Origin of the sequence: Pseudoduganella ginsengisoli (genome assembly GCF_009720865.1) — a bacterium.
GTDB classification, from domain to species: Bacteria; Pseudomonadota; Gammaproteobacteria; order Burkholderiales; family Burkholderiaceae_D; genus Rugamonas; species Rugamonas ginsengisoli.
In genome coordinates this window covers 1-18,172 of sequence record NZ_WNLA01000032.1, presented here as the reverse complement: position 1 = coordinate 18,172, position 18,172 = coordinate 1, and the positions used below count along the sequence as shown (strand labels likewise).

The 18,172-nt window shown below is 53.4% G+C and carries 18 protein-coding genes; 3 read left to right on the top strand and 15 right to left on the bottom strand.

All coding sequences use genetic code 11. The features are described from left to right. Positions 1–39: 39 nt before the first annotated feature. The 7 genes from GM668_RS27725 to GM668_RS27695 are packed head-to-tail and all read right to left on the bottom strand — an operon-like array spanning position 40 to position 10,865. Positions 40–3,300: a zincin-like metallopeptidase domain-containing protein gene (locus GM668_RS27725; RefSeq protein ID WP_155442255.1), complete on the bottom strand. Its 3,261-nt coding sequence runs from the start codon at positions 3,298–3,300 to the stop codon at positions 40–42. Positions 3,301–3,305: 5 nt separating this feature from the next. Then, a complete protein-coding gene (locus tag GM668_RS27720) occupies positions 3,306–3,521 on the bottom strand; it encodes a hypothetical protein (RefSeq protein WP_155442217.1) in 216 nt (71 codons plus the stop codon). Between the two features lie 11 nt (positions 3,522–3,532). Further along, entirely contained in the window at positions 3,533–5,560 is a 2,028-nt protein-coding gene (locus GM668_RS27715) for a DNA topoisomerase 3 (RefSeq protein ID WP_155442216.1), read from the bottom strand. A gap of 25 nt (positions 5,561–5,585) precedes the next feature. Continuing rightward, complete coding sequence (gene traF / locus GM668_RS27710; protein ID WP_155442215.1) at positions 5,586–6,104, bottom strand: conjugative transfer signal peptidase TraF; 519 nt, start codon at positions 6,102–6,104, stop codon at positions 5,586–5,588. Beyond that, positions 6,101–8,059 carry a type IV secretory system conjugative DNA transfer family protein gene (locus GM668_RS27705; protein WP_155442214.1) on the bottom strand — a complete coding sequence of 653 codons (1,959 nt, stop codon included), beginning with the start codon at positions 8,057–8,059 and terminating at the stop codon, positions 6,101–6,103. The genes traF and GM668_RS27705 overlap by 4 nt, the downstream gene beginning before the upstream one ends. Next, positions 8,056–10,443, bottom strand: coding sequence for a TraI/MobA(P) family conjugative relaxase (gene traI, locus GM668_RS27700; protein WP_155442213.1), 2,388 nt, complete (start codon positions 10,441–10,443; stop codon positions 8,056–8,058). Before traI ends, GM668_RS27705 begins: the two co-directional genes overlap by 4 nt. A 17-nt stretch (positions 10,444–10,460) precedes the next feature. Continuing rightward, positions 10,461–10,865 (bottom strand): plasmid mobilization protein, encoded by a 405-nt coding sequence (locus tag GM668_RS27695; RefSeq protein ID WP_155442212.1) that lies wholly within the window; start codon positions 10,863–10,865, stop codon positions 10,461–10,463. A gap of 291 nt (positions 10,866–11,156) precedes the next feature. Here GM668_RS27695 and GM668_RS27690 point away from each other — a divergent pair, with 291 nt between their 5' ends. Genes GM668_RS27690 through traM form a run of 3 tightly spaced genes read left to right on the top strand, consistent with a single transcriptional unit; the run spans position 11,157 to position 12,815 of the window. Then, on the top strand, positions 11,157–11,651 hold the full coding sequence (locus GM668_RS27690) for a TraK family protein (protein WP_308506849.1): 495 nt from the start codon (positions 11,157–11,159) through the stop codon (positions 11,649–11,651). A gap of 1 nt (position 11,652) precedes the next feature. Further along, positions 11,653–12,378 carry a nucleotide-binding protein gene (locus tag GM668_RS27685; RefSeq protein WP_155442211.1) on the top strand — a complete coding sequence of 242 codons (726 nt, stop codon included), beginning with the start codon at positions 11,653–11,655 and terminating at the stop codon, positions 12,376–12,378. Further along, positions 12,378–12,815 (top strand): conjugal transfer transcriptional regulator TraM, encoded by a 438-nt coding sequence (gene traM / locus GM668_RS27680; RefSeq protein WP_155442210.1) that lies wholly within the window; start codon positions 12,378–12,380, stop codon positions 12,813–12,815. The genes GM668_RS27685 and traM overlap by 1 nt, the downstream gene beginning before the upstream one ends. Here traM and GM668_RS27675 read toward each other — a convergent pair. The 8 genes from GM668_RS27675 to GM668_RS30655 form a co-directional block, all read right to left on the bottom strand. After that, entirely contained in the window at positions 12,812–13,456 is a 645-nt protein-coding gene (locus tag GM668_RS27675; protein ID WP_155442209.1) for an IncP plasmid survival protein KfrC family protein, read from the bottom strand. The two genes, traM and GM668_RS27675, sit on opposite strands and share 4 nt — an antisense overlap. 18 nt (positions 13,457–13,474) lie before the next feature. Next, positions 13,475–13,825, bottom strand: a complete 351-nt coding sequence (locus GM668_RS27670) for a KfrB domain-containing protein (RefSeq protein WP_155442208.1) — start codon at positions 13,823–13,825, stop codon at positions 13,475–13,477. Between the two features lie 126 nt (positions 13,826–13,951). After that, positions 13,952–14,935, bottom strand: a complete 984-nt coding sequence (locus tag GM668_RS27665; RefSeq protein WP_155442207.1) for a ParB/RepB/Spo0J family partition protein — start codon at positions 14,933–14,935, stop codon at positions 13,952–13,954. Beyond that, complete coding sequence (locus GM668_RS27660) at positions 14,935–15,729, bottom strand: ParA family protein (RefSeq protein ID WP_155442206.1); 795 nt, start codon at positions 15,727–15,729, stop codon at positions 14,935–14,937. Before GM668_RS27660 ends, GM668_RS27665 begins: the two co-directional genes overlap by 1 nt. Beyond that, positions 15,704–16,030, bottom strand: a complete 327-nt coding sequence (locus tag GM668_RS27655) for a TrfB-related DNA-binding protein (protein WP_155442205.1) — start codon at positions 16,028–16,030, stop codon at positions 15,704–15,706. The genes GM668_RS27660 and GM668_RS27655 overlap by 26 nt, the downstream gene beginning before the upstream one ends. Positions 16,031–16,143: 113 nt before the next feature. Next, entirely contained in the window at positions 16,144–16,467 is a 324-nt protein-coding gene (gene kleE, locus GM668_RS27650; RefSeq protein WP_155442204.1) for a KleE stable inheritance protein, read from the bottom strand. A 503-nt stretch (positions 16,468–16,970) separates the two neighbouring features. Next, positions 16,971–17,381 (bottom strand): antirestriction protein, encoded by a 411-nt coding sequence (locus GM668_RS27645; RefSeq protein WP_170305882.1) that lies wholly within the window; start codon positions 17,379–17,381, stop codon positions 16,971–16,973. Between the two features lie 322 nt (positions 17,382–17,703). Beyond that, positions 17,704–18,172 (bottom strand): hypothetical protein (locus tag GM668_RS30655; protein WP_170305881.1); only part of this gene is annotated, 469 nt, incomplete at its 5' end.

The window sequence follows — 18,172 nt, the reverse complement described above, 5'->3', positions numbered from 1 at the left end:
ATAGAAAAAATGCCGGCACCGAAGCGCCGGCCACATGGTTTAAAGGGTAGCCGCGCGCTTGCGCTCGTGGCCCTGCGTGCGGTTCTGCTCTTGCTGCTGTACCTGGTCTTGCTCAGCCCTGGAAACATGCTTTTCAATGGCCCAGTCCACAGCGGCTCTCATCTGGCGTTCGACACCATCCCGACCAAGATTGCTCTTGGTGGCCAGGTCGTTGAAATCCGTGTGCTTCTTCATGTGGGCCAGGGCCGAAAGCTGCGCCGCGCTCAGCATAGAATCCTTGAGCGTTTCTGCTTCACCAGATTTCAATGTCGCTTTGCCCTCCGCAGCATCCGCAAGCCGCTGCTCTGCGGCCAGGTGCGCTTTATAGGCGTCCTGAGTGATCGGCGGAAGGCTGGCCGGGTATGTAGCCTCGGATGATGCGAAGATCGGGAATACAGCCTTGCCGCCTACTGCTTGAGCTGCGGATTCTGCTTTTGTGCGGCCAGGGTTCGTGCCGTGCGTCATCAGAAGATGCCGGTCGTCGTCACCGACGATGATTACCGGCTTATCGGGATACTTTTCGTGCAGTGCCTTTGCTACGGCCTCCAGGTTTCCGCTATCGAAGGCTGCGACGGTTGCGAAGCCTACGGCTTCCGCAACCTGGGCGGCCGTAGCGTACCCTTCCCCGATGACCAGTGCCGGCGCTGCTTTCAACGCATCCATGCCGCCGACCGGATGAAAGCAACCATCCTTTCGGCTGTCTTTGGCAAAGCGCTTCGTTCCGTCTTCCTGGATATATTGCATTGTCCATTGCTTACCCTGCACGTCGAATGCGGGAATGTACATAGTCTTGTTATCCCGGTCGACAAACACGCCAGGATGGGCCTTGATGCCCTTGGCAGCAATATAGGGAGTATCGTCCTGGGCCGGCTTCACGTTAGCCAATTGACCGACCACGCGCGCTGCGGAATGTTCATGCCGGAGGCGTTCGTCTTCGGCGCGAGCTTGTAGCTTCTGCGCAGCCTCGGCTTGCATGACGGCTTTTTGCTCGTCGGTAAGTGTGTAGCCTTTACTCTTCCACTTGTCCTGCGCGCCGGTCTTGTTGTTCATGTAGTAGCCGGCCGGGTGGCCGTCCAGGTGGCCGACATAAAAACCGGATGTGGCGCCCTTCTTGTCGCCTTCGACCGCTACCCGGTGCTTCTTACCATCCATAATCGGATGTTCGTCATCGGCGCCGGTAAGGCCACCTGAAATCATGAAGCCTGCCGCGCGCAGGGCGTCGGCAAACTCTTCCCTCGGGCTGAGTGGCGGCGCCTGCTCGACCACGACGGCCTCGGGGAGCCACTTTTTCAATTTGTCCATGTCGGCGTTCGGCCCAACATACCAGGACTTAGCACCAGCATCCCATTTGGCGCCGGCCGCGCTTGCCTCTTTACGTTGGCTGTATTCGACAGCCAGATATTGACGATTTTCCGGGACTTTTACAGGAGCAGCGGCCGTTTGAGTTGGGATCTCTTCGGCCGGATTCTCGACCGCCTGCAGGGCGATCTGTGCGGCCTTGGCGCCATCGCTTTGGGCCAAGACCGGCGCATCTTGTGGTTCGATGTTCTGCTGGGCCAACGCCTGGGAAGACGTGAGAACGATTTCCCACTTGGCAAAAGCCGTTAGATCCTTACCAGGTGGGATGTACCAAAGTTGCTCTGCTCGGTCCCAGCGTGCGCCGAGATCCTTTGCTTCGTTTTTTTCTCGGAAAGGCACTTTGATGTAGGTCCGATCCGCCTTAGTCGATTGCACCGAAGCCGGCATATCTGCGCCTGGTACAGTTTGCATCGCGGCCGGCGCAGCTTCGACCAGCGCTGCGGCATCTGCAATTCTGCGGATCTCGCGTGCATGGGTCTTTTCCTGCTCAGTGCTGTTGGGGCTTTCGTTTACCCACTGTTCCTGTAACCTCGCCAGCTTCGCGTCACGATTAAACGTATTGGGTTGGGAATAGGCGTCGATCAGCAGCAGTCGGCTTTCCAGGTCTTTGGCCAGCTCCTGGTTTGGGGCGTCGGTCAGCCAAGTATGCGTGCCATCGGCGCCGCGCGCATACACGGTGAAGAATTCGGGATCTGCGCTGACTTGTGCCGCCGGGATAACTTCGTCATCCCTTTTAAGCATGCCGACTACTTGCGTTTCACCGCTCCAATCTGTCGGGATAGTGAACCCGAATGCGGCCATAGTGGCGTCGGCAAAAGCGGCCTGGTCAACCGCTAGGGTATCGGCGGTTGCCACCAGCAAATCACGGCGCGCGCTGGTCACGTTTGCGTCATCCTGCGACATACCGATTTTCTGCAAGCTGTCGACCAAGCGACCTTGTTGCGGTACGGGCAGCGTCTTAGGTTGCTGCATTTCGATCCTTTCTGCAACGGTAGATTGCAACTGCTTTTGTTCAAACGCCAAAATAAATCCATGGATCTTCTCGGCATCTGCGGAAGCCCGAAAAATCTCCATCGGATCTTCTTCAAGAACTTTGATCCAGGATTTGACGTAAGAAGCGTGCTGGTCGGGATCGTGGCCAATCCCCAGCTCGTTTCCAAGAATCATGCTGGAAATTTCCGCGCGTAGTTCTTCCCTGGCGTATCCTTCGCTTCCAAAGGGATTTGCAAGATCACGCCCAAGCCGGGAATCATGCCCGGTCCAATGGCCAAGCTCATGCAAAGCAGTTGCATAGTAGTTGCTGGCGGCCGGAAAAAGATGCTTTTCCGGCATGTGGATTTTGTCGGTACTGGGCCGATAGAAAGCCCGGTCTTGTTCACTGTGCTGGATAGAGGCGCCCGATGCTTTAAGGATTTTCTCGGCACGCTCAACTGGCGTCCAAGTCTGATCGCGTGCAAAGCGTTGAAGGGGGGGCATACCGTCGATTTGCTCCGCATTGAACACCGTAGCGAAGAATACTCGCGGGCGCTCCAGCATGACAGTGACCTTTTGGAACTCCCCCGTTTTCTCGTCCTTGATGGGCTTGCCTGCCTCGTCACGCTTTATCTGCTCTTCTGAAAATTTCCAATATTGGATTGGCGTTCCGCTTTCGCCTTTGCGGACCTGGGCGCCGATATCCTGCGCCTGGTTATAGGTCAGCCATCGCTGATCGGTGCGCCCCTGGGCCATAAGATACATAGCGTTGATGCCCTTGTACCGCTTGCCGGTAGTCGGGTTCATAGGCATGAACAAATACGGATCACCGGCCTTCCAAGGCTTTTGCCATGGTGCCGTGCCTTCTTTCAGCTTAGCAATCAGCAGATCGGCCACTTGCACATGAAACGGTTTACTCGATTTAGCCATCTTCATTACCCCGCTGGCCGGTTGAGGTCGATGCTGCTTGCTAACGCATCGGCTTCACTCATGGCATCTTCTGCAAAGGCGCCAGCGCGTTCTGCTTCGATCGGATCACATTCGGCAACGAAACCGGGCGTCATTGCGTCTGCCAGCTTCTCAACCAGCGCATCAGAGGGGCCAGTGTCAAACAACTCGGGTAACAGTTCTTTAGGGTTCTCAGTGGACATCCGTTTTCTCCTTATTTCTTAGCAGCGAAATTGGGTTGGCCTTTCAGGTCGGGGTAACGCTCATTACAAGTGGGATAGCCGCTGCATCCCCACCACGGCTGCTTGCCAGTGTGGCGAACAAGCCCGAGTTTGCAGACACGACATTTGTGGACGGTCGAGACTTGGCGTGTTTCGGCGCCGGCAATAACGACAGATCCGGCATTGGCCTTTGCCACTTGGTCACGCACGAAATTTTCTTGCTTATTCATGAAGTCGGAAGCATCAACGGTGCCGGCCGCAATGTCTTTCAACATGCGTTCGTAGATCGCGGTCAGCACCGGACTTTTCACATGCTCGGGCAAGATGTCGATCATGCTTCGACCAACTTGCGTACTAACAATGCTCTTTCCCTTCGGCTCGATGAAGCCACGACGCAACAGTTCGGAAATGATCGAAGCGCGGGTAGCGGGAGTGCCGATACCGTCCCCTTCCCTGAGCATCTTGCGGTGCGCCGGGTCTTCTACGTATTTGTCAATGTTTTCCATTGCTGTGCCCAAGCTCGCTTCGGTGAAGCGGACTGGCGGACGGGTCTTGGTATCCTTCCTGGCGACTTTCACGCACGTTACGCTATCGCCCACAGTCACGGCCGGCATGCTTTGATCGGGGTTTGCCTCGTCGCCCGAATCAGCCGGATCATCAGCCATGTACACGTCCCGCCAGCCATTTTGCGTGACGGTCTTCCCTTCTGCCTTAAAGGTTTCACCGGCGATGTCCACCACAAGGGTCTTGCTCGTATATTTGTGGACCGGATAAAACTGTGCAAGGTAAGCCCGTACGATCAGGTTATAAACATTACTCTCCTTCTCGTTGAGCGCATCCTTGCTGCCTTCGTGCATCGTGGGGATCAATCCATAGTGCGCTGTTACCTTGGCGTCATTCCAGGTCTTCGATTTGATAGAAGGGTCCGCCAGGTCAATGAGGGTGGCCAGCTCGGGATTCACGACCTTGATAGCGGCCAGTACGCGCGGTGCATCAGCATGTTGGGCCTCGGGTAGATACGCACAATCGGTACGGGGATAGCTGGTGAATTTTTTTTCGTACAGTGATTGGCAGATTTCCAGGACTTCGCTAACGCCATAGCCGAACTTGTTTGACGCTACAAGGGAAATGTCCGACAGCGAATATGCGCGTGGGTGTCCTTCGGTCTTCGGTTCTTCGCGCGAATCTGAGACTGTGCCGGCTGTGCCAGTCAGCTTCGCTACCAGAGAATCGGCAATCTTGGTGTCGATCAAGCGGCCCTCGGGGTCAAGCCCGGCCTGATCTTCTTTGGCTTGCCACTTCGCCACAAAGGCGCCGTTGGCGTGCTTAACGGCCGCGTGCAACGTGTGGAAGGGAATCGGCTTGAATGCCTCAATTTGGCGGTCCCTGGCTACGACAAGCGCAAGCGTCGGAGTTTGCACGCGGCCGATGGTCAGCAAGACGCGAGATCCGCCGCGCTGCGCGCGCAAGGTGTATGCCCGGCTCATGTTCATACCAATGAGCCAATCCGCGCATGATCTGTTGTGTGCTGCGCGGCCGTAGCCTTTGAACTCGCTATTCGGTTTGAGGTTGGCCAATCCTTTTTTGAACGTTACTTCGTCGTTGGACTGTACCCAAAAGCGGCGCACCGGCAACGTACAATTGAAATGTTCAAGCACATTATCAACGAGTAGTTGGCCCTCGCGGTCGGGGTCGCCAGCGTGTACCACTTCGGTGGCCGATTTCAACAGCTTGCCGATGATTTCAAGTTGAGCCTTGCTGTCTTCCTTCGGCTCCAAAATCCACGTCTGCGGGATGATAGGAAGATCCTCCGCACGCCACAATTTCTTGCCGGTCTTCTCGTGACGCGGTGCATCGTCGGGGGTGTAGGTATCCGGCTCCGCGAATTCCAGCATGTGGCCGAAACACCACGTAATTTTGTCGGGGCCACATTCGATGTAGCCGTTACCCTTTCCTGTTACCCCGAGGACGGCTGCAATGTCCTTGGCCAATGATGGTTTTTCAGCGATGAAAAGACGCATATATAAAACTCCTAAAAGCTGGTGATTACCAGGTGAAAACAGGCCGGATAACGCTTTGAATCTGGATGCGTTTGACCAGGCCGAAATAACGTGCATCAAACGAGGTTGTGCTTGTCCCTGACATCAGCAGGACATCAGCCGGCGCAAGAACAAAAGTGCCTCGGATCTTAGGTAGGGACTGGCCTTCTCCGTCCTGGAGTAATGGCCGGCTATTTGGTACTTCACGACCATTTACTGTGACGCCTTCGGCCGTGAATTCCACGCGATCCCCGCCAACGGCAAAAACGCGCTTCATGATGAAACCGTAGTTGCCGGGGCAGCTACCGAAGTCGACGTAACGGCGCGTTCGAGCCAGGTGGAAAGCCTCGGTCTGTGGCGGGCAGAACATCACATAACTACCAGGCCGAACAGACTCATTCGCCGTCCAATACAGGCCAATGGGAATACTCTTTGTGGTGTTAATCCTGGCGCCCAAAAAGCCCGAGGCGACGCTGGTAAGGACGCTGCCTACTACTGCCAGTCCGACTACCCTTCGGACCTTCATATCGTCACGGCTTCCGTGGCGGCCGAGGTGCGCAAACGGTCGCTTACCTCCGGCTCGGGCACTGCCGCGCGAGCTGCAAACACCGGATCTTTGAAGAACAGAGGTTGCTTGCCGTAGATCGCGGGATAGCCTGCAACGTACACGACCATATCGCCGGCTTCTACGATCAGTTCGTTCTCTTTGCGCGGCCCCGGCATACGCTGCGCTTCATCTGGTGTCAGCAGTGGCCGCTGGGTTTCCTGCATTGTTTTGGATACTTGGCCTTGCATCGCCGCTGTACGCTTACCGCTTACCGTAATTGCTTCCTTCAATACAGTGGTCGTGCCAGTCAGCTTCGATAGGTGTTCGGCAGTTTCCACCCTGTTAGGTGGGTAGGCATTCTGAACGTGACAGTTTGAGGAAATGGTTTCATCGGGGCCGTATCCTTCTTCCCTGCTCTTGAGCTGGTTAATGTCCTGACAGATCAGGTAGAACTTGAGGCCAAAACCGGCCACAAATGCCAAGGACTCTTGCAGAATGTCGAGCTTGCCGAGGCTCGGGAACTCATCGACCATTCCCAACAAGCGGTGCTTGTAAGTCTTCTTGGTTCGGACGGTCGCGGGAACAACCTTGCCCCAAAAGCGCTCCCATGCGGTACGCTCCCGCTGGACCCGTTCAAACTCCATCTTGTCTGCCAGCAGGCGAACAATCATGTTCATCATGATGCGAACCAGGGGCCGCAAGCGGGCCTTGTCGTTCGGCATCGTCACGATGTAGAGACTGACCGGGGAATCGTGGTTCATCAGATCCTTAATCTTGAAGTCGGATCGTGAAGTGTTGCGAGCCACAATAGGATCTCGGTACAAGGACAGGAACGATTTCGCGGTGGAGAGGACGGAACCGGCTTCCTCGTCCGGTCGGTCGAGCTGATCACGGCCGGCAGATCCGATCAGAGGATGGTTCTTGCCGTCGACGTGGGAATACTGTGTCATTTCCATGTACAGTTCCCGAATGTCACGGTTCGGGTCAGCCATCATGAAATCAACCGTAGCCATATCCGCCGGAGTTCCCTCCAATTTGCGCTTATAGAGGGCGTGCAGGATGACGCCAGCAATTAACGGCATGGCGGTCTTCTGCCAGTGGTCTTTCAACCCTTTGCCATCCGGGTCCACGATGAGGGTTGCTGTGTTCTGGACATCACCAACCTCGTATTCCGTGCCAAGCCGGATCTCGTCAAGAGGATTCCAGGCCGCAACACCAGGATCATTCGATGCCGGCTCAAAACGAAGAATCTTGTTCCCTGCGTACTTCTGACGCCATCCGGCCGTCATGGCGTACAGCTCGCCTTTCAAGTCGGTGATTAAGGCACTATGACGCCATGAAAGAAGCGTGGGGATGACCAGGCCAACCCCCTTGCCGGATCGGGTCGGAGCATAGGTCAGAACGTGCTCAGGGCCGTTATGGCGGAGATAGCGGGTCTTCCCTGCCTTGTCGACCCAGGCGCCGACGTACACGCCATCGCTCGCCCTCTCCTTCCGTCCCATGAGCTTATCGAGGGCAGTAGCCGGTTTTGGCAACAGGCCGGCGGCTACGATGTCTTTGAAGTTCGCCCAACGGGCGGAACCGTGCAGGTATTGATTTGGCTTCGTTGAATTGCTCAGAACCGTATTCAACACAGCCAAGCCCAGGAGGCTTGCGGCTCCAGTCATCACGCCGACACTCATTGCCTGAGTAACTTCTGTCGGATATTGGGCGTTCCACTTTGAAGCCCAATTCACAATAGACCAGGGCGCATACACATGATTAAAACTTGTGCCCAAAGCCTCTTGATATTCAAATTTGTGAGCGAAATATTGTGTTGCCGCCCATACTGAACCAACCAGGGAACCTACCGAAAGGGCCGGAATCAGCTTCGGACGTTTCGCCTTTCCCTCCCTTATCTGCGGCCCCACGGCATTGTTATATTTGTCGTTCATCTGCTGCGTCCTCTTTTCTTGATCGAGCCGCCGCTAACGCTTAACGGCTCTCCTAGTTTCATCCGGCTTAACCGCTGAGCCGTTTTTTCATCCACTGGCACAACAGAAATTTGGTCATCACTCTTCACCAGAGCTAAGTTCTGACCATCAACATTCCGAAGACCACCATATGTTGCCTCTTGGATACGCTCGCCATTATAGCTTGCATGTTTCGTTATATCGAAGCCATTGGCGCGTTTTGATTCCCTTTCTGCAACATATTTATTCATTGCTGCGGTCTTAGGATCGCTTACCCCTCCTGTCCCAAAAACACTCCGTCGCACTCCGTTATGTGGTTCGGCTCCTTGGTTGCCCATGTGTGGGTGTACATCACGCGGCAATAGCACTTCACTTCCACCGGCGATGCGTACCACACCGAGTTGGGACACGTTGCGCAAGCGTTTCCGGTCTGGGGGCGGCGGGAAGAATCCAATTTTTCCAATACCGGGCTTAGCGGGGCGGTTTGCGCTTCCGCCAAGGTCTCCGGCGCTTCCGGCGAGTCCGGCCCTGCCTGGCTGTCCAGTAGTGCGAACGTCGCCTCTAGATCCGCCTCCGGCGAACCTGCGGGCGATTGGTTGTCGAGCATCGCTAAAACCTGGTCCACGTCGTCCGGTACTGTGTCCGCTGGGCTGAGTGCGTCCGGTGGGTTGGTCATGTCGGCTGACATCTGTTTTCTCCTGTTTTTGCTGAGTTGCTAAAAGAAATTGACGGCGCTTTTCTAACTTGGCGTCGTCAAACGAAATGTTGAGTTTGGAAGCGGCGGCAACTTGGGCAATGCGTTCTTTGAATTCATCGCTGCCATTGACTTTGATGCAGGGGCCATATTTGACGATGGCCAACTTTAGGGCTGTTTCTAATGCTTGATCGCCAGATCCCTTGGCTACCTTGAGGCGATCACCATCATCCCTAATCGACGTAGAGCCATCGCGGTAAATTACCGTACCTTTTTTTGTGACGTTATCAAGCTTGATTCCATCCAGCACCGAAGCACTGGTAGGCGTAGTCAGTGAATTACGGCGGGGTTCCCGCTTGGCATCGCGAGCACGCAAGGCAGCTAAGGCTTCCTGATCGCCGGCCTTTGCCTGCGCCTGTAACCAGTCATTCCAGGATTGCCGCCGGGTACGATTTGCAATGTCGGCTTTTATGCGTTGATGGTCGGCTCGGATTTTCTTAATATCTGCCAGCAACTTTTTATGCGTCATCGCATACAAGGCACGCTTTACGGGGGCAGACTCACCAAGTAGCTTAATCGCAGCACGCTTGAGTTTTGCGCCACGCTTCGCATCTTCCAGGGCTTTAAGACGCTCGGCGCTCGCTGCCTGCATCCCATGCTTCTTATCGGCATAGAACCCGTCTTGCTGTTCCATATAGCGAGCAAAGAGGGTGCTAGTGTCGTACCTGGTCTTAACCGGACGCGGCTCATACCGCTTCCCGCTATCAAGGTGGAGAACACCGATCTTTCCAATAGTGTCCGGGTGGCGAAGTCCAGCCGGAGGCGGCGCCTTCCCGACCTTTCCTATTGGCTTCTTCAAAACAGTGCCATTCCCGGCTTGTTTCATTCCCGCGATGCCAGCCTTTGGCGGCGGCTCAAATAGGCCGAACCGTGTTTCTAACTTTTCCTTAGAAAGTTCGCGGGCAATCGAGCTTGCTTTAACAGCAGTCCCATTATTGTCTGTGACTATGAAGCCATTTCCTCGTTTTTGTATCTCAAGACCGTTGTTGGTCAACACCTGGTTAAACTCTGACCAGCTATTAGCCTGCCTAAGCTCAGGCAAACATTCCCGCTTGATCCACCCAAGCAAACTCTCAATGCCGGCCATGTTTTCCATGTCAGCCGCGCGTGCTTCACTACTCGTTTTCCTGACCTGGTGATTATCACGTTCTAATCCGTACTCCAGCTCCAGACGTTCACATAGCGGCCCAAATTTCAAGTGATCGAAGTAAGGCGTATGGATCGTGAGCCGCGTTGGATGAATCTTATTGATCGCAACGTGAATGTGCAGGTTGTCGGTGTCGTGATGAACCGCGCTAATACGTTGGTGATCCGCATAGCCGAGGCTGGCGCATACCTTCTGTTCGATCTCCTTTAACGCTTGGTCCGAAGGATGCTCGCCAACACGAAACGAAATGATGATGTGATAGGTTTTGTCCGAAGTCGCGCGCTTGTTTTGCGCTTGCGTGGCATAGACTTCAAGGGCGGCATCTAATGGGTCTCGCTGGTGACAGTTCGTCACGGTGACTTGCCCTACCCTCTCTTGCTTGTCTTGGGCACTCGTAATGTATTTGGTCAACTCAACGAAACTGCTCTTTTGAACAGTCTTCATCGCCACATGCTTAACGATCAAAATGTGCTCCAGGCGTTTTAGCGGCTAAAACGCTCGCGGTCGATTAACGCCTCAATCGTGTTCCGCAAGTACTCTTGGTTAGCCAGGATTTGACTTAACGCTTGCTCAATCGCGCTGCGCAACTTTACGGGGTTGAACTGAGATAGCTTCTCATCGTCAGTAAGCCATAGCTTCAACAGGCCACCGAGGCGTCCAAGGTCGCCGCTGATCTTCGCCAGCTCATCAACCTTTTTCAGATCCAGCACGCTAGAGACTCGGTAGCCAAGCCCGATGTTTCGTAGGTACGGCGCAACGTCCAATCCGACTGACGCTGCTAGGCGTTTGATTTCAGCCTCTTCATCTGGCAGCACTGGCACGCGCAAATCCTTGCTTCTGACTACGCCTCTCTTCTTGGTGTTTGGGTTTAATGCTTTTTCGGTCATGGTTTTTCTAGTGCGGCGGAAGCCGCGTTTAAGGGCTGGCGGTAGCCGGCTGGCCTCGCAGAGCAGGGAACCCCGTTGAGCGCCGAAGGTGCGAATAAGGGGATAGGTGAACGTAGATACACGGCTTGCCGTGTAGCTACGTTCACATATCCTGCCCGCCTTCGGCGCGTTATACGCCAAAGAATAGCACAACAGCAACCTTTGCCATAGAGAACTTTTCGATATATCATGTGCTTGTTTCTAGACAAGAACTATGAAACACCGCCAAAAACGTTATAAAAATCAACGGAAATGGTGGGAGGTGAAAGGAACAACGACAAAACAACATTTTTGAGAACGGTAAAACAAACAATGCCAAAGACACTATCTGAGCGCATTGCGGATCGTGTGACAAAACAAGACAAGGGCGCGACGAAAAAAAATCGCGCCATCTTTTTAGCGTTACGCGCCGAGGTCGATGCGGCCATGAAAGACGGGTGGCCAATCAAGACCATTTGGGAAACGCTGCATGAGGAACGCCGGGTAACTTTCAGCTACCAGGCTTTTCGACTGTACGTAAATAAATTGATCCTTCAGGACGGTGCCGACGACCAGGGCAAACAGCCTGGCCAGGTGCTACCCACGGCGCCTACAGCGTCGGCCGCTGGATCGGTGCCGCCATTGGTGGCGCAGGTGTCAGCAGCAGTGCCGGCGGAAGCTAAACCCCCTGGGCCTGTCATAAATCCGACTTCGGAATTAGGCGGCTTCAACTTCAACACCAAACCACAGAAAGAAAGTCTGATCTAACATGGCAAAAATCCATATGTCGCTGCAAGGCAAAGGCGGAGTCGGTAAATCGTTCACGGCAACTATGACCGCTCAATGCAATGAGTTGCGGGGTACTCCGACCAAGAATATCGACACTGATCCGCAAAACGCCACGTTCCATGCGTTTACGGGCCTCAACGTGCAACACATTAACTTGATCGAAAACAAGGAAATCAATACCAGGAAATTTGATGAACTGATCGAGATCATTGCACCACTAGAGCAAGACGCGGTAATTGATACCGGCTCTAATTCGTTCTTCCAGCTCACAAACTATCTCATCAGCAACCAGGTTCCCCAGCTCATCAAAGATATGGGCCATGATTTAATCATCCATACCCCTGTCACCGGCGGGCAAGCCATGTTAGAAACGCTTTCAGGTTTCTCGCAACTCGCGCAGCAGCTCCCCGAAGAAGCTAAGCTCGCGGTTTGGCTCAACCCATATTGGGGGCCAATTGAGCATGACGGGAAGACCTTTGAACAGATGAAGGCTTATCGTGACAATAAGGACCGTGTAACAGCGATTATTCAAGTGCCTGACGTCAAGGCAGAAACTTACGGTCAGGACGTAAGCGACATGCTCAAGAAAAATATGACATTCTCCGAAGCCCTCGCCGATGCAAGCCTGCCGATCATGGTTCGGCAGCGATTGAAAATCGTCCGTGATGCGCTGTTCAAGCAAATATTAGCTTCCACGGTGGTGTAATGGCCGACACTGACGCTCTCATAAAAGAGATCGCAGTTAAACATGGGATCGCACTAGGAAAAGACGATCCCATTTTGATACTGCAAACGATCAACGCCAAGTTGCTGGAAGATGGCTTAGAAGCACAGAAGGCCGCGATGTCCTCGCTCAAAGAAGATCTTGAAGAGATCGCGCAGCGGTGGGGTCATGACGCCAAAGATAAAGCAGAACGCATCCTCACTGCGGGCCTGAGTGCAAATAAGAATGCGATGCAAGAAGCAATGAACCAGGGCGCCAAGCGGGCCGGTGAAGCCGTAAAGGCAGAAATTGAAGCCGGGATTACTCGACTGGAGATGGCTTCTCAAGTGAGTACAAGGACCGCCACTATAAACATGGCCGCGTCTTTGATCGCGCTTGCAGCGGCCGGACTGGTAGCAATCTTGGTACTGTTTCGCTAAGAGTTTTTAAGTGACAAATCGTGAGAACGGGGGCGAGCCTTTTTCTGCTCTTGTTCTCCTATCCCCTTCCTCCGTCCCTCCTGCATCTTTGCGCGCTCCTGGCGCAGCGCTTCATCCCTGGCGCGAGCAAGATCCGGCTGCTTCGCCCTCAGTTTCGCGGCGGATATCTCTTGAAGACGCGGGATCAACGGCCCCATACCATCACGAATATCGCGCACAGTAACAAGCCTGGCATTGGTCTGCTGTAGCCTGTTCGATTCCTTCCTAACCTCGTTCTGCCATCTCCGTTTTGTGGCGGGAAACGAAAAAATACGGGGCTGGTTTTGCTTGAGCTTTCCTAGTCGCTCCGTTTGCTGTTGAGCCTGTTTCGTAAGCCGTTGCTCTAGGTGGTTCGCTTGTGCCCGTTTTAGCTCGATTTGCTCAGCAAGGGATGCGGCATAACGTTCCTCTATTGAATCCGCTTGGCTCACATTCTTTGTCTTGATCGTATCGTCCTGAACGACCAAGTTAGCCGTTACCTGGGAAATCTGGCTAGTGTCGGATCGGATTGCTCCTAACTCAACCTCAACGCCTGAGTCATCGGACACGCTACCCGGAAATTTAGATCCAACGTGAGAATTAGTGATATTTAAAGAAGCCATAGATTTTAGCCGCTAAAATTAACGTTTGAGTCCTCGCCCTTGTTGGTGCGAAGCAGGTTGAGCAACTGCTTTGCCTTGGTCGTACTTAATCGCCTTCATCGTTCCAGGTAAAGGTCGATTAACGGTGTCGAATGCCTTAACATCATGAGTGACAATGCTACGTCCCTCTTCCTGATATACATAGTCTTTGTCTACATGCAGAATGGCGCCTATTGTCTCTTTAGTCTTATCGGCTGGTTTTGCAGTGTGAAGAGAGTAAATACCTGGTCGAAGATCACCAGCCTTATCGACCTTCGTATTGGCCCAATTTGAATCGATTTCCTGCTGAACGATCCGCTGGCCATTCATCACTAGAAGCCTTTGCTTCATAATAGTTGCCCTGAAAATTGGGATCATCCATTTTAACTTAGATGATTCCCATCAGAACATTGTCAAGAAGATAATATTAAAGAATAATGCCCCGCTATGCGGGGCATTTGTGGTGTGGAAGGTAATTTAGCCTTCGACTAAGGAAACAAGCTGAACATCAACCAGATTGACTTCAACTTCCTGGCCATCATCATCATACTTGATCCATGCGTAGCCTTCGGCCGGAGGGCGCTTAGTCAGATTAAGCCTGGCCGGGCGGTCGTTGTGCTTGACCTGGATAATCGCCTTCTTGATCTTGCTGGGATCTTCCTCCTTCTCTTTCTTTGGTTTCGCACCTTCGCCCTCGCCGCCTTCACTGCCCTCGCCGTCCTCGCCGCCGCCTTCGCTACCGTTGTTCTTTGTCTTACTGGCCTTGTCGTCCAGGAATTCCCGCAACAGTTTTACCGAACCGCGCGTAATCTCCTGGGTTTCATCGGCAAGCCATTCCGCGACTTCGGCCGGCTTTTTCTTGTTAACCGTCACCAGTTCGTTAATGAGAGTCACGTCACGGCAGCGTCCAGAGTTGAACACATCAGCAATTATCTCTGGAAGATCCAGCAACGTAACGTGCTGCGAAATAAAAGCGGGGGATTTTCCGATGGTTACGGCGATCTCGCCCTTTTTGTGACCCTTGGCCATTTCGCGGCCAATGTAGTCGGCAATCTCGCGTGCAGTCAGCTCGTTACGTTGCAGGTTTTCAATTACCTGGTCTGCTTCCTGATATTCGTTGTCGATGAATGCCTTGATCTCAGTATGCCCCGCCCACTTGGAGCCACGGAAGCGGCGCGCACCGTGATTAATGATGAAACGGCCTGGCGCGTCAGGATTGTCACGAAGGGAAATCGGCGTCTTTAAACCGCGTGCCTTAATGGTTGCGCCGAGTTCAGCAATACTTTCTGGCGCAAAGCCTGGGTTGTCGGCGGTACGTGGTTGCTTCGGATCTTCGTCAATAAGATCCATCGGAATCGAACGCGGGGCGCCGTTATTTTCATTAGCGCCACCGCCCTTTTTCGCCCCCTTCAAAAGCGCGCTCAGGTCGCCGCCCATTGCACCAATAGATTTGCCGCTCATCAATTAATCTCCATCGTCTCAAATACGTAATTAGCTACCGCGCGCACTTCGGACGAGGCAAGGCGCGCGGTGGTTTTCTTAATCTTCCAGACTGGCACGCATGATGCCACCGCATCAGCAATAGTGCTGCGCAGGCCAACCGTCAGCGGAACGACATAATCGTTATGTTCCGCTTTCAGTGCAGCCAAGTTAGTTACATGGCGAGGATTGCGCAGATCAACCTTGTTCGGGAGCATTCCCAACCAATGCAAATTGGGGTTTGCTGGTAAACCGTCGATGTTGCCGAACTTGATATTGCCGATGGTTGTCACCAACTTTCGGATGCCTTGAATACTGTAGTGTTCGACCTCAACCGGAGAGAGCACGTAATCTGAAACAGCCAGGGCGCATTGCGGAATGCTACCACCGCCGTTCGGAGTATCGACCAAACACAAATCGAATCCTGCTTCGGCCAAAGCCTTGATACTTGCCATGAAGTTTTGCGCGATGTCGGCAACAGGATAACGGTCGACTTCTTTCAACACATCATCGCTACCGATGAGCGTAATACCAGGTTTGACCGGATGCGCGGCAAAATATGCACGGATCTCATTCGCGCCATCCGGCGTAAACAGCATCGTTGCGGAAATCCCTTCGGCCAAGTGGGCGCCAAGCGTGTAGGTTGAGTTACCCTGCTCATCCAGATCTAAGAACACCGTCGAAACCTGGCGTTCCGCCGCAGCAAACGCCAGGTGAACAGCGGTCGCGGTCTTTCCTACCCCGCCTTTATTAACTGCTACTGTCGATATCTTCATGCTCTTGCCTTATTTTTTTGGCCGCTTCGCAGGCCCATCGTTTAACTATGAACGCTTGACGCGCAGGTAAGAGGGCGGTTACAACTTCGTATCCCTCCGGCACACTACACACCTCATGTGCTGCCCATACCCGATTTACTGCCTGTGAAACTGCACCTCTAGATAGAGAAAATTTCTGTACAAACTTGGATTGTGGCTCGCCTTCTACCAACACTCCGTAGGCAATTTCTATTGTTTGTGCGCCTACATCAAGGTTTTTAGTCGCCGCCTTGAACTGCTGCGGGGTTAATCGTTTCTTCATCGGTAACATTCATGGTTCGCTCCGCGCCTAGAAGTTTATAAAAGCGGTGTCAGCCGCAACACATACAGTTTAGCTAAACATAAAGTCCAAGTCAACAACTTTAGCGGCTAAAATCAATAATTTTCAGGTTTATAGTTTGTGGCGAAATACGTTACAGCGGCGAAGATTAAGAAATGCGCCACAAACGTTACGCCAGCCATGCGGACGGCTTGAAAAACAACATCAAGGGCCATAATCCATCGAAGGACAGGCCAAAAAAGCAACGTGATAACCCACAGTGCGTTAATAAAGTGTTTAATCAACGATTCTGGAATTCCCATATCTGAGACTCCAGATAAGGGGGTAGGTGTATTCACCTGCGGGGCAATCACTGGCTTGATTATTTCTAACCGTGCTGCCGCGCCTGGTTTTTCAGGAAATTTAAAAACCAATCCCATGCTTGACCTCCTTCCTAATTCGATGTTCAATCGCGGTACAGGCCCGCGCCTGGCTTTAATGTGTCAGCATTAGAGCGGGTGCCTCGGATTCGTCCGGGGCACTTTTTTTATAGCGCACTATTAATTTAGGGCATTTCGCCCTATAAGTCAACAATTTTAGCTAAACAATTTTAGCGGCTAAATTATTCTTTCCATATCTGACCAAGACCAGCAACATCACACAGAATCGCCCACGGCGAGAAAAGAATAGGGGTTTCTCCACCTGTCCAACGGCGCACCGTTCGACTATCTTTGATCCCTGTCAACCTGGCTGCGGCAGCGCCAGTTAGCCCGGCTCTCTTGAGGACATATCGAACCTCATCCCCCGTAGGTGGCTCCCATCCTTTGTCGAAGGAACGCAAGCATACTTCGCGAACTGCGATATCCGTCATGATTCTTCCCTGGAGTAAAAGTCGACAGGATATAAGAAAAAGCCCTGCAATCAGGGCTTTCCTGTTCATCCTTTAGTCAACTGCTGCAAGAATCTCTCCGCGCTCGGGGTGTGTTCTAGCGTAGTCCATGAGCTGATGATATTTTTCAATAAACAAATCTTTCTCGGTGCGATTTGCCAGGTTGCCAAGCGCGTAGAGACTCGCAATGATGCCTGCGGCGTCGGCGGAAACTTGGGCCTCGTAACCATTGGGAGTACTAATGCGTTGCGGTTTGCCATTTTGGATGGCCATATAGAAGCCGTTATTCGAGAGATTGAAAAAATCCCAATATCCCCCCGTATAAGTCGGGTCAATATTACGCATGAATCCATAGGTCATGGATTCGACCCACAACCCAGCAAGCCCAAACGCCTGGGGCAAAGCCTCAAGGCGTGATTCTTCGGGAATGACGGCAGCGGTAATAGGACGATTTTCGTTACTCATCGGAATCTCCGGTAAAAGTGACCTTGGCACAACGCCCGGCCTGCATATCATTATAGGGCATAATGCCCTAATTGTGGGTAAAGCCTTGATGTATTTTAGCTAAACTTTTACCCGTGGATAATGCCTCGTTTTGGAGCAAACGTGGGTAAAACCTTGAAGGAATAGGCTCACAAGCACCTAAATATTGCTCTTACACTAGCTAAACTTTCCTTGCTTCAATATTCCTAGCCGATTGAGCAAATTTCGCAGGCTTTATTGCGAGTTTTTCGCACTCCATACTAGTTTGGGTGTGGGTAAAACCTTGATAGTGCGGACTGGTAAGTCATTGAATCTGAAAGAATTGACAACAATTTAGGGGAGGGGGGTAACGTAACCTGCCGCATTCCTGGGAAGCGTGGGTAAAACCTTGATACCTCATCGATGATTTGCCTCGGTGCCACCGCTCGATGCGCTTGCCGGTGGCGCCGGCCACGTTCACCAGGTCGTGCGCCGGCCATGTCGACCACGGCCAGGCCGTGCCGTTGGCCAACCAGGTGCCGGCCGGCGCCAGCCACGTTGCCGCTCGATGCGCTTGCCGGCGGCGCCGGCCACGTTCACCAGCTCGTGCGCCGGCCACGTCGACCACGGCCAGGCCGTGCAGTTGGCCGACCAGGTGCCGGCCGGCGCCACGTTGCCACTCGATGTGCTTGCCGGTGGCGCCGGCCACGTTCACCAGCTCGTGCGCCGGCCACGTCGACCACGGCCAGGCCGTACAGTTGGCCGACCAGGTGCCGGCCGGCGCCACATTGCCG

Coding starts and splice junctions, on each gene's coding strand:
- GM668_RS27670 (WP_155442208.1), bottom strand. CDS start 13,825: ATGAAGCAAAGGCTTCTAGTGATGAATGGCCAGCGGATCGTTCAGCAG.
- GM668_RS27720 (WP_155442217.1), bottom strand. CDS start 3,521: ATGTCCACTGAGAACCCTAAAGAACTGTTACCCGAGTTGTTTGACACT.
- traM (WP_155442210.1), top strand. CDS start 12,378: ATGGCCGACACTGACGCTCTCATAAAAGAGATCGCAGTTAAACATGGG.
- GM668_RS27645 (WP_170305882.1), bottom strand. CDS start 17,381: ATGAGTAACGAAAATCGTCCTATTACCGCTGCCGTCATTCCCGAAGAA.
- GM668_RS27715 (WP_155442216.1), bottom strand. CDS start 5,560: ATGCGTCTTTTCATCGCTGAAAAACCATCATTGGCCAAGGACATTGCA.
- GM668_RS27665 (WP_155442207.1), bottom strand. CDS start 14,935: ATGAGCGGCAAATCTATTGGTGCAATGGGCGGCGACCTGAGCGCGCTT.
- kleE (WP_155442204.1), bottom strand. CDS start 16,467: ATGGGATTGGTTTTTAAATTTCCTGAAAAACCAGGCGCGGCAGCACGG.
- traF (WP_155442215.1), bottom strand. CDS start 6,104: ATGAAGGTCCGAAGGGTAGTCGGACTGGCAGTAGTAGGCAGCGTCCTT.
- GM668_RS27675 (WP_155442209.1), bottom strand. CDS start 13,456: ATGGCTTCTTTAAATATCACTAATTCTCACGTTGGATCTAAATTTCCG.
- GM668_RS27690 (WP_308506849.1), top strand. CDS start 11,157: ATGGTGGGAGGTGAAAGGAACAACGACAAAACAACATTTTTGAGAACG.
- GM668_RS27705 (WP_155442214.1), bottom strand. CDS start 8,059: ATGAACGACAAATATAACAATGCCGTGGGGCCGCAGATAAGGGAGGGA.
- GM668_RS27655 (WP_155442205.1), bottom strand. CDS start 16,030: ATGAAGAAACGATTAACCCCGCAGCAGTTCAAGGCGGCGACTAAAAAC.
- GM668_RS27660 (WP_155442206.1), bottom strand. CDS start 15,729: ATGAAGATATCGACAGTAGCAGTTAATAAAGGCGGGGTAGGAAAGACC.
- GM668_RS27725 (WP_155442255.1), bottom strand. CDS start 3,300: ATGGCTAAATCGAGTAAACCGTTTCATGTGCAAGTGGCCGATCTGCTG.
- GM668_RS27685 (WP_155442211.1), top strand. CDS start 11,653: ATGGCAAAAATCCATATGTCGCTGCAAGGCAAAGGCGGAGTCGGTAAA.
- GM668_RS27695 (WP_155442212.1), bottom strand. CDS start 10,865: ATGACCGAAAAAGCATTAAACCCAAACACCAAGAAGAGAGGCGTAGTC.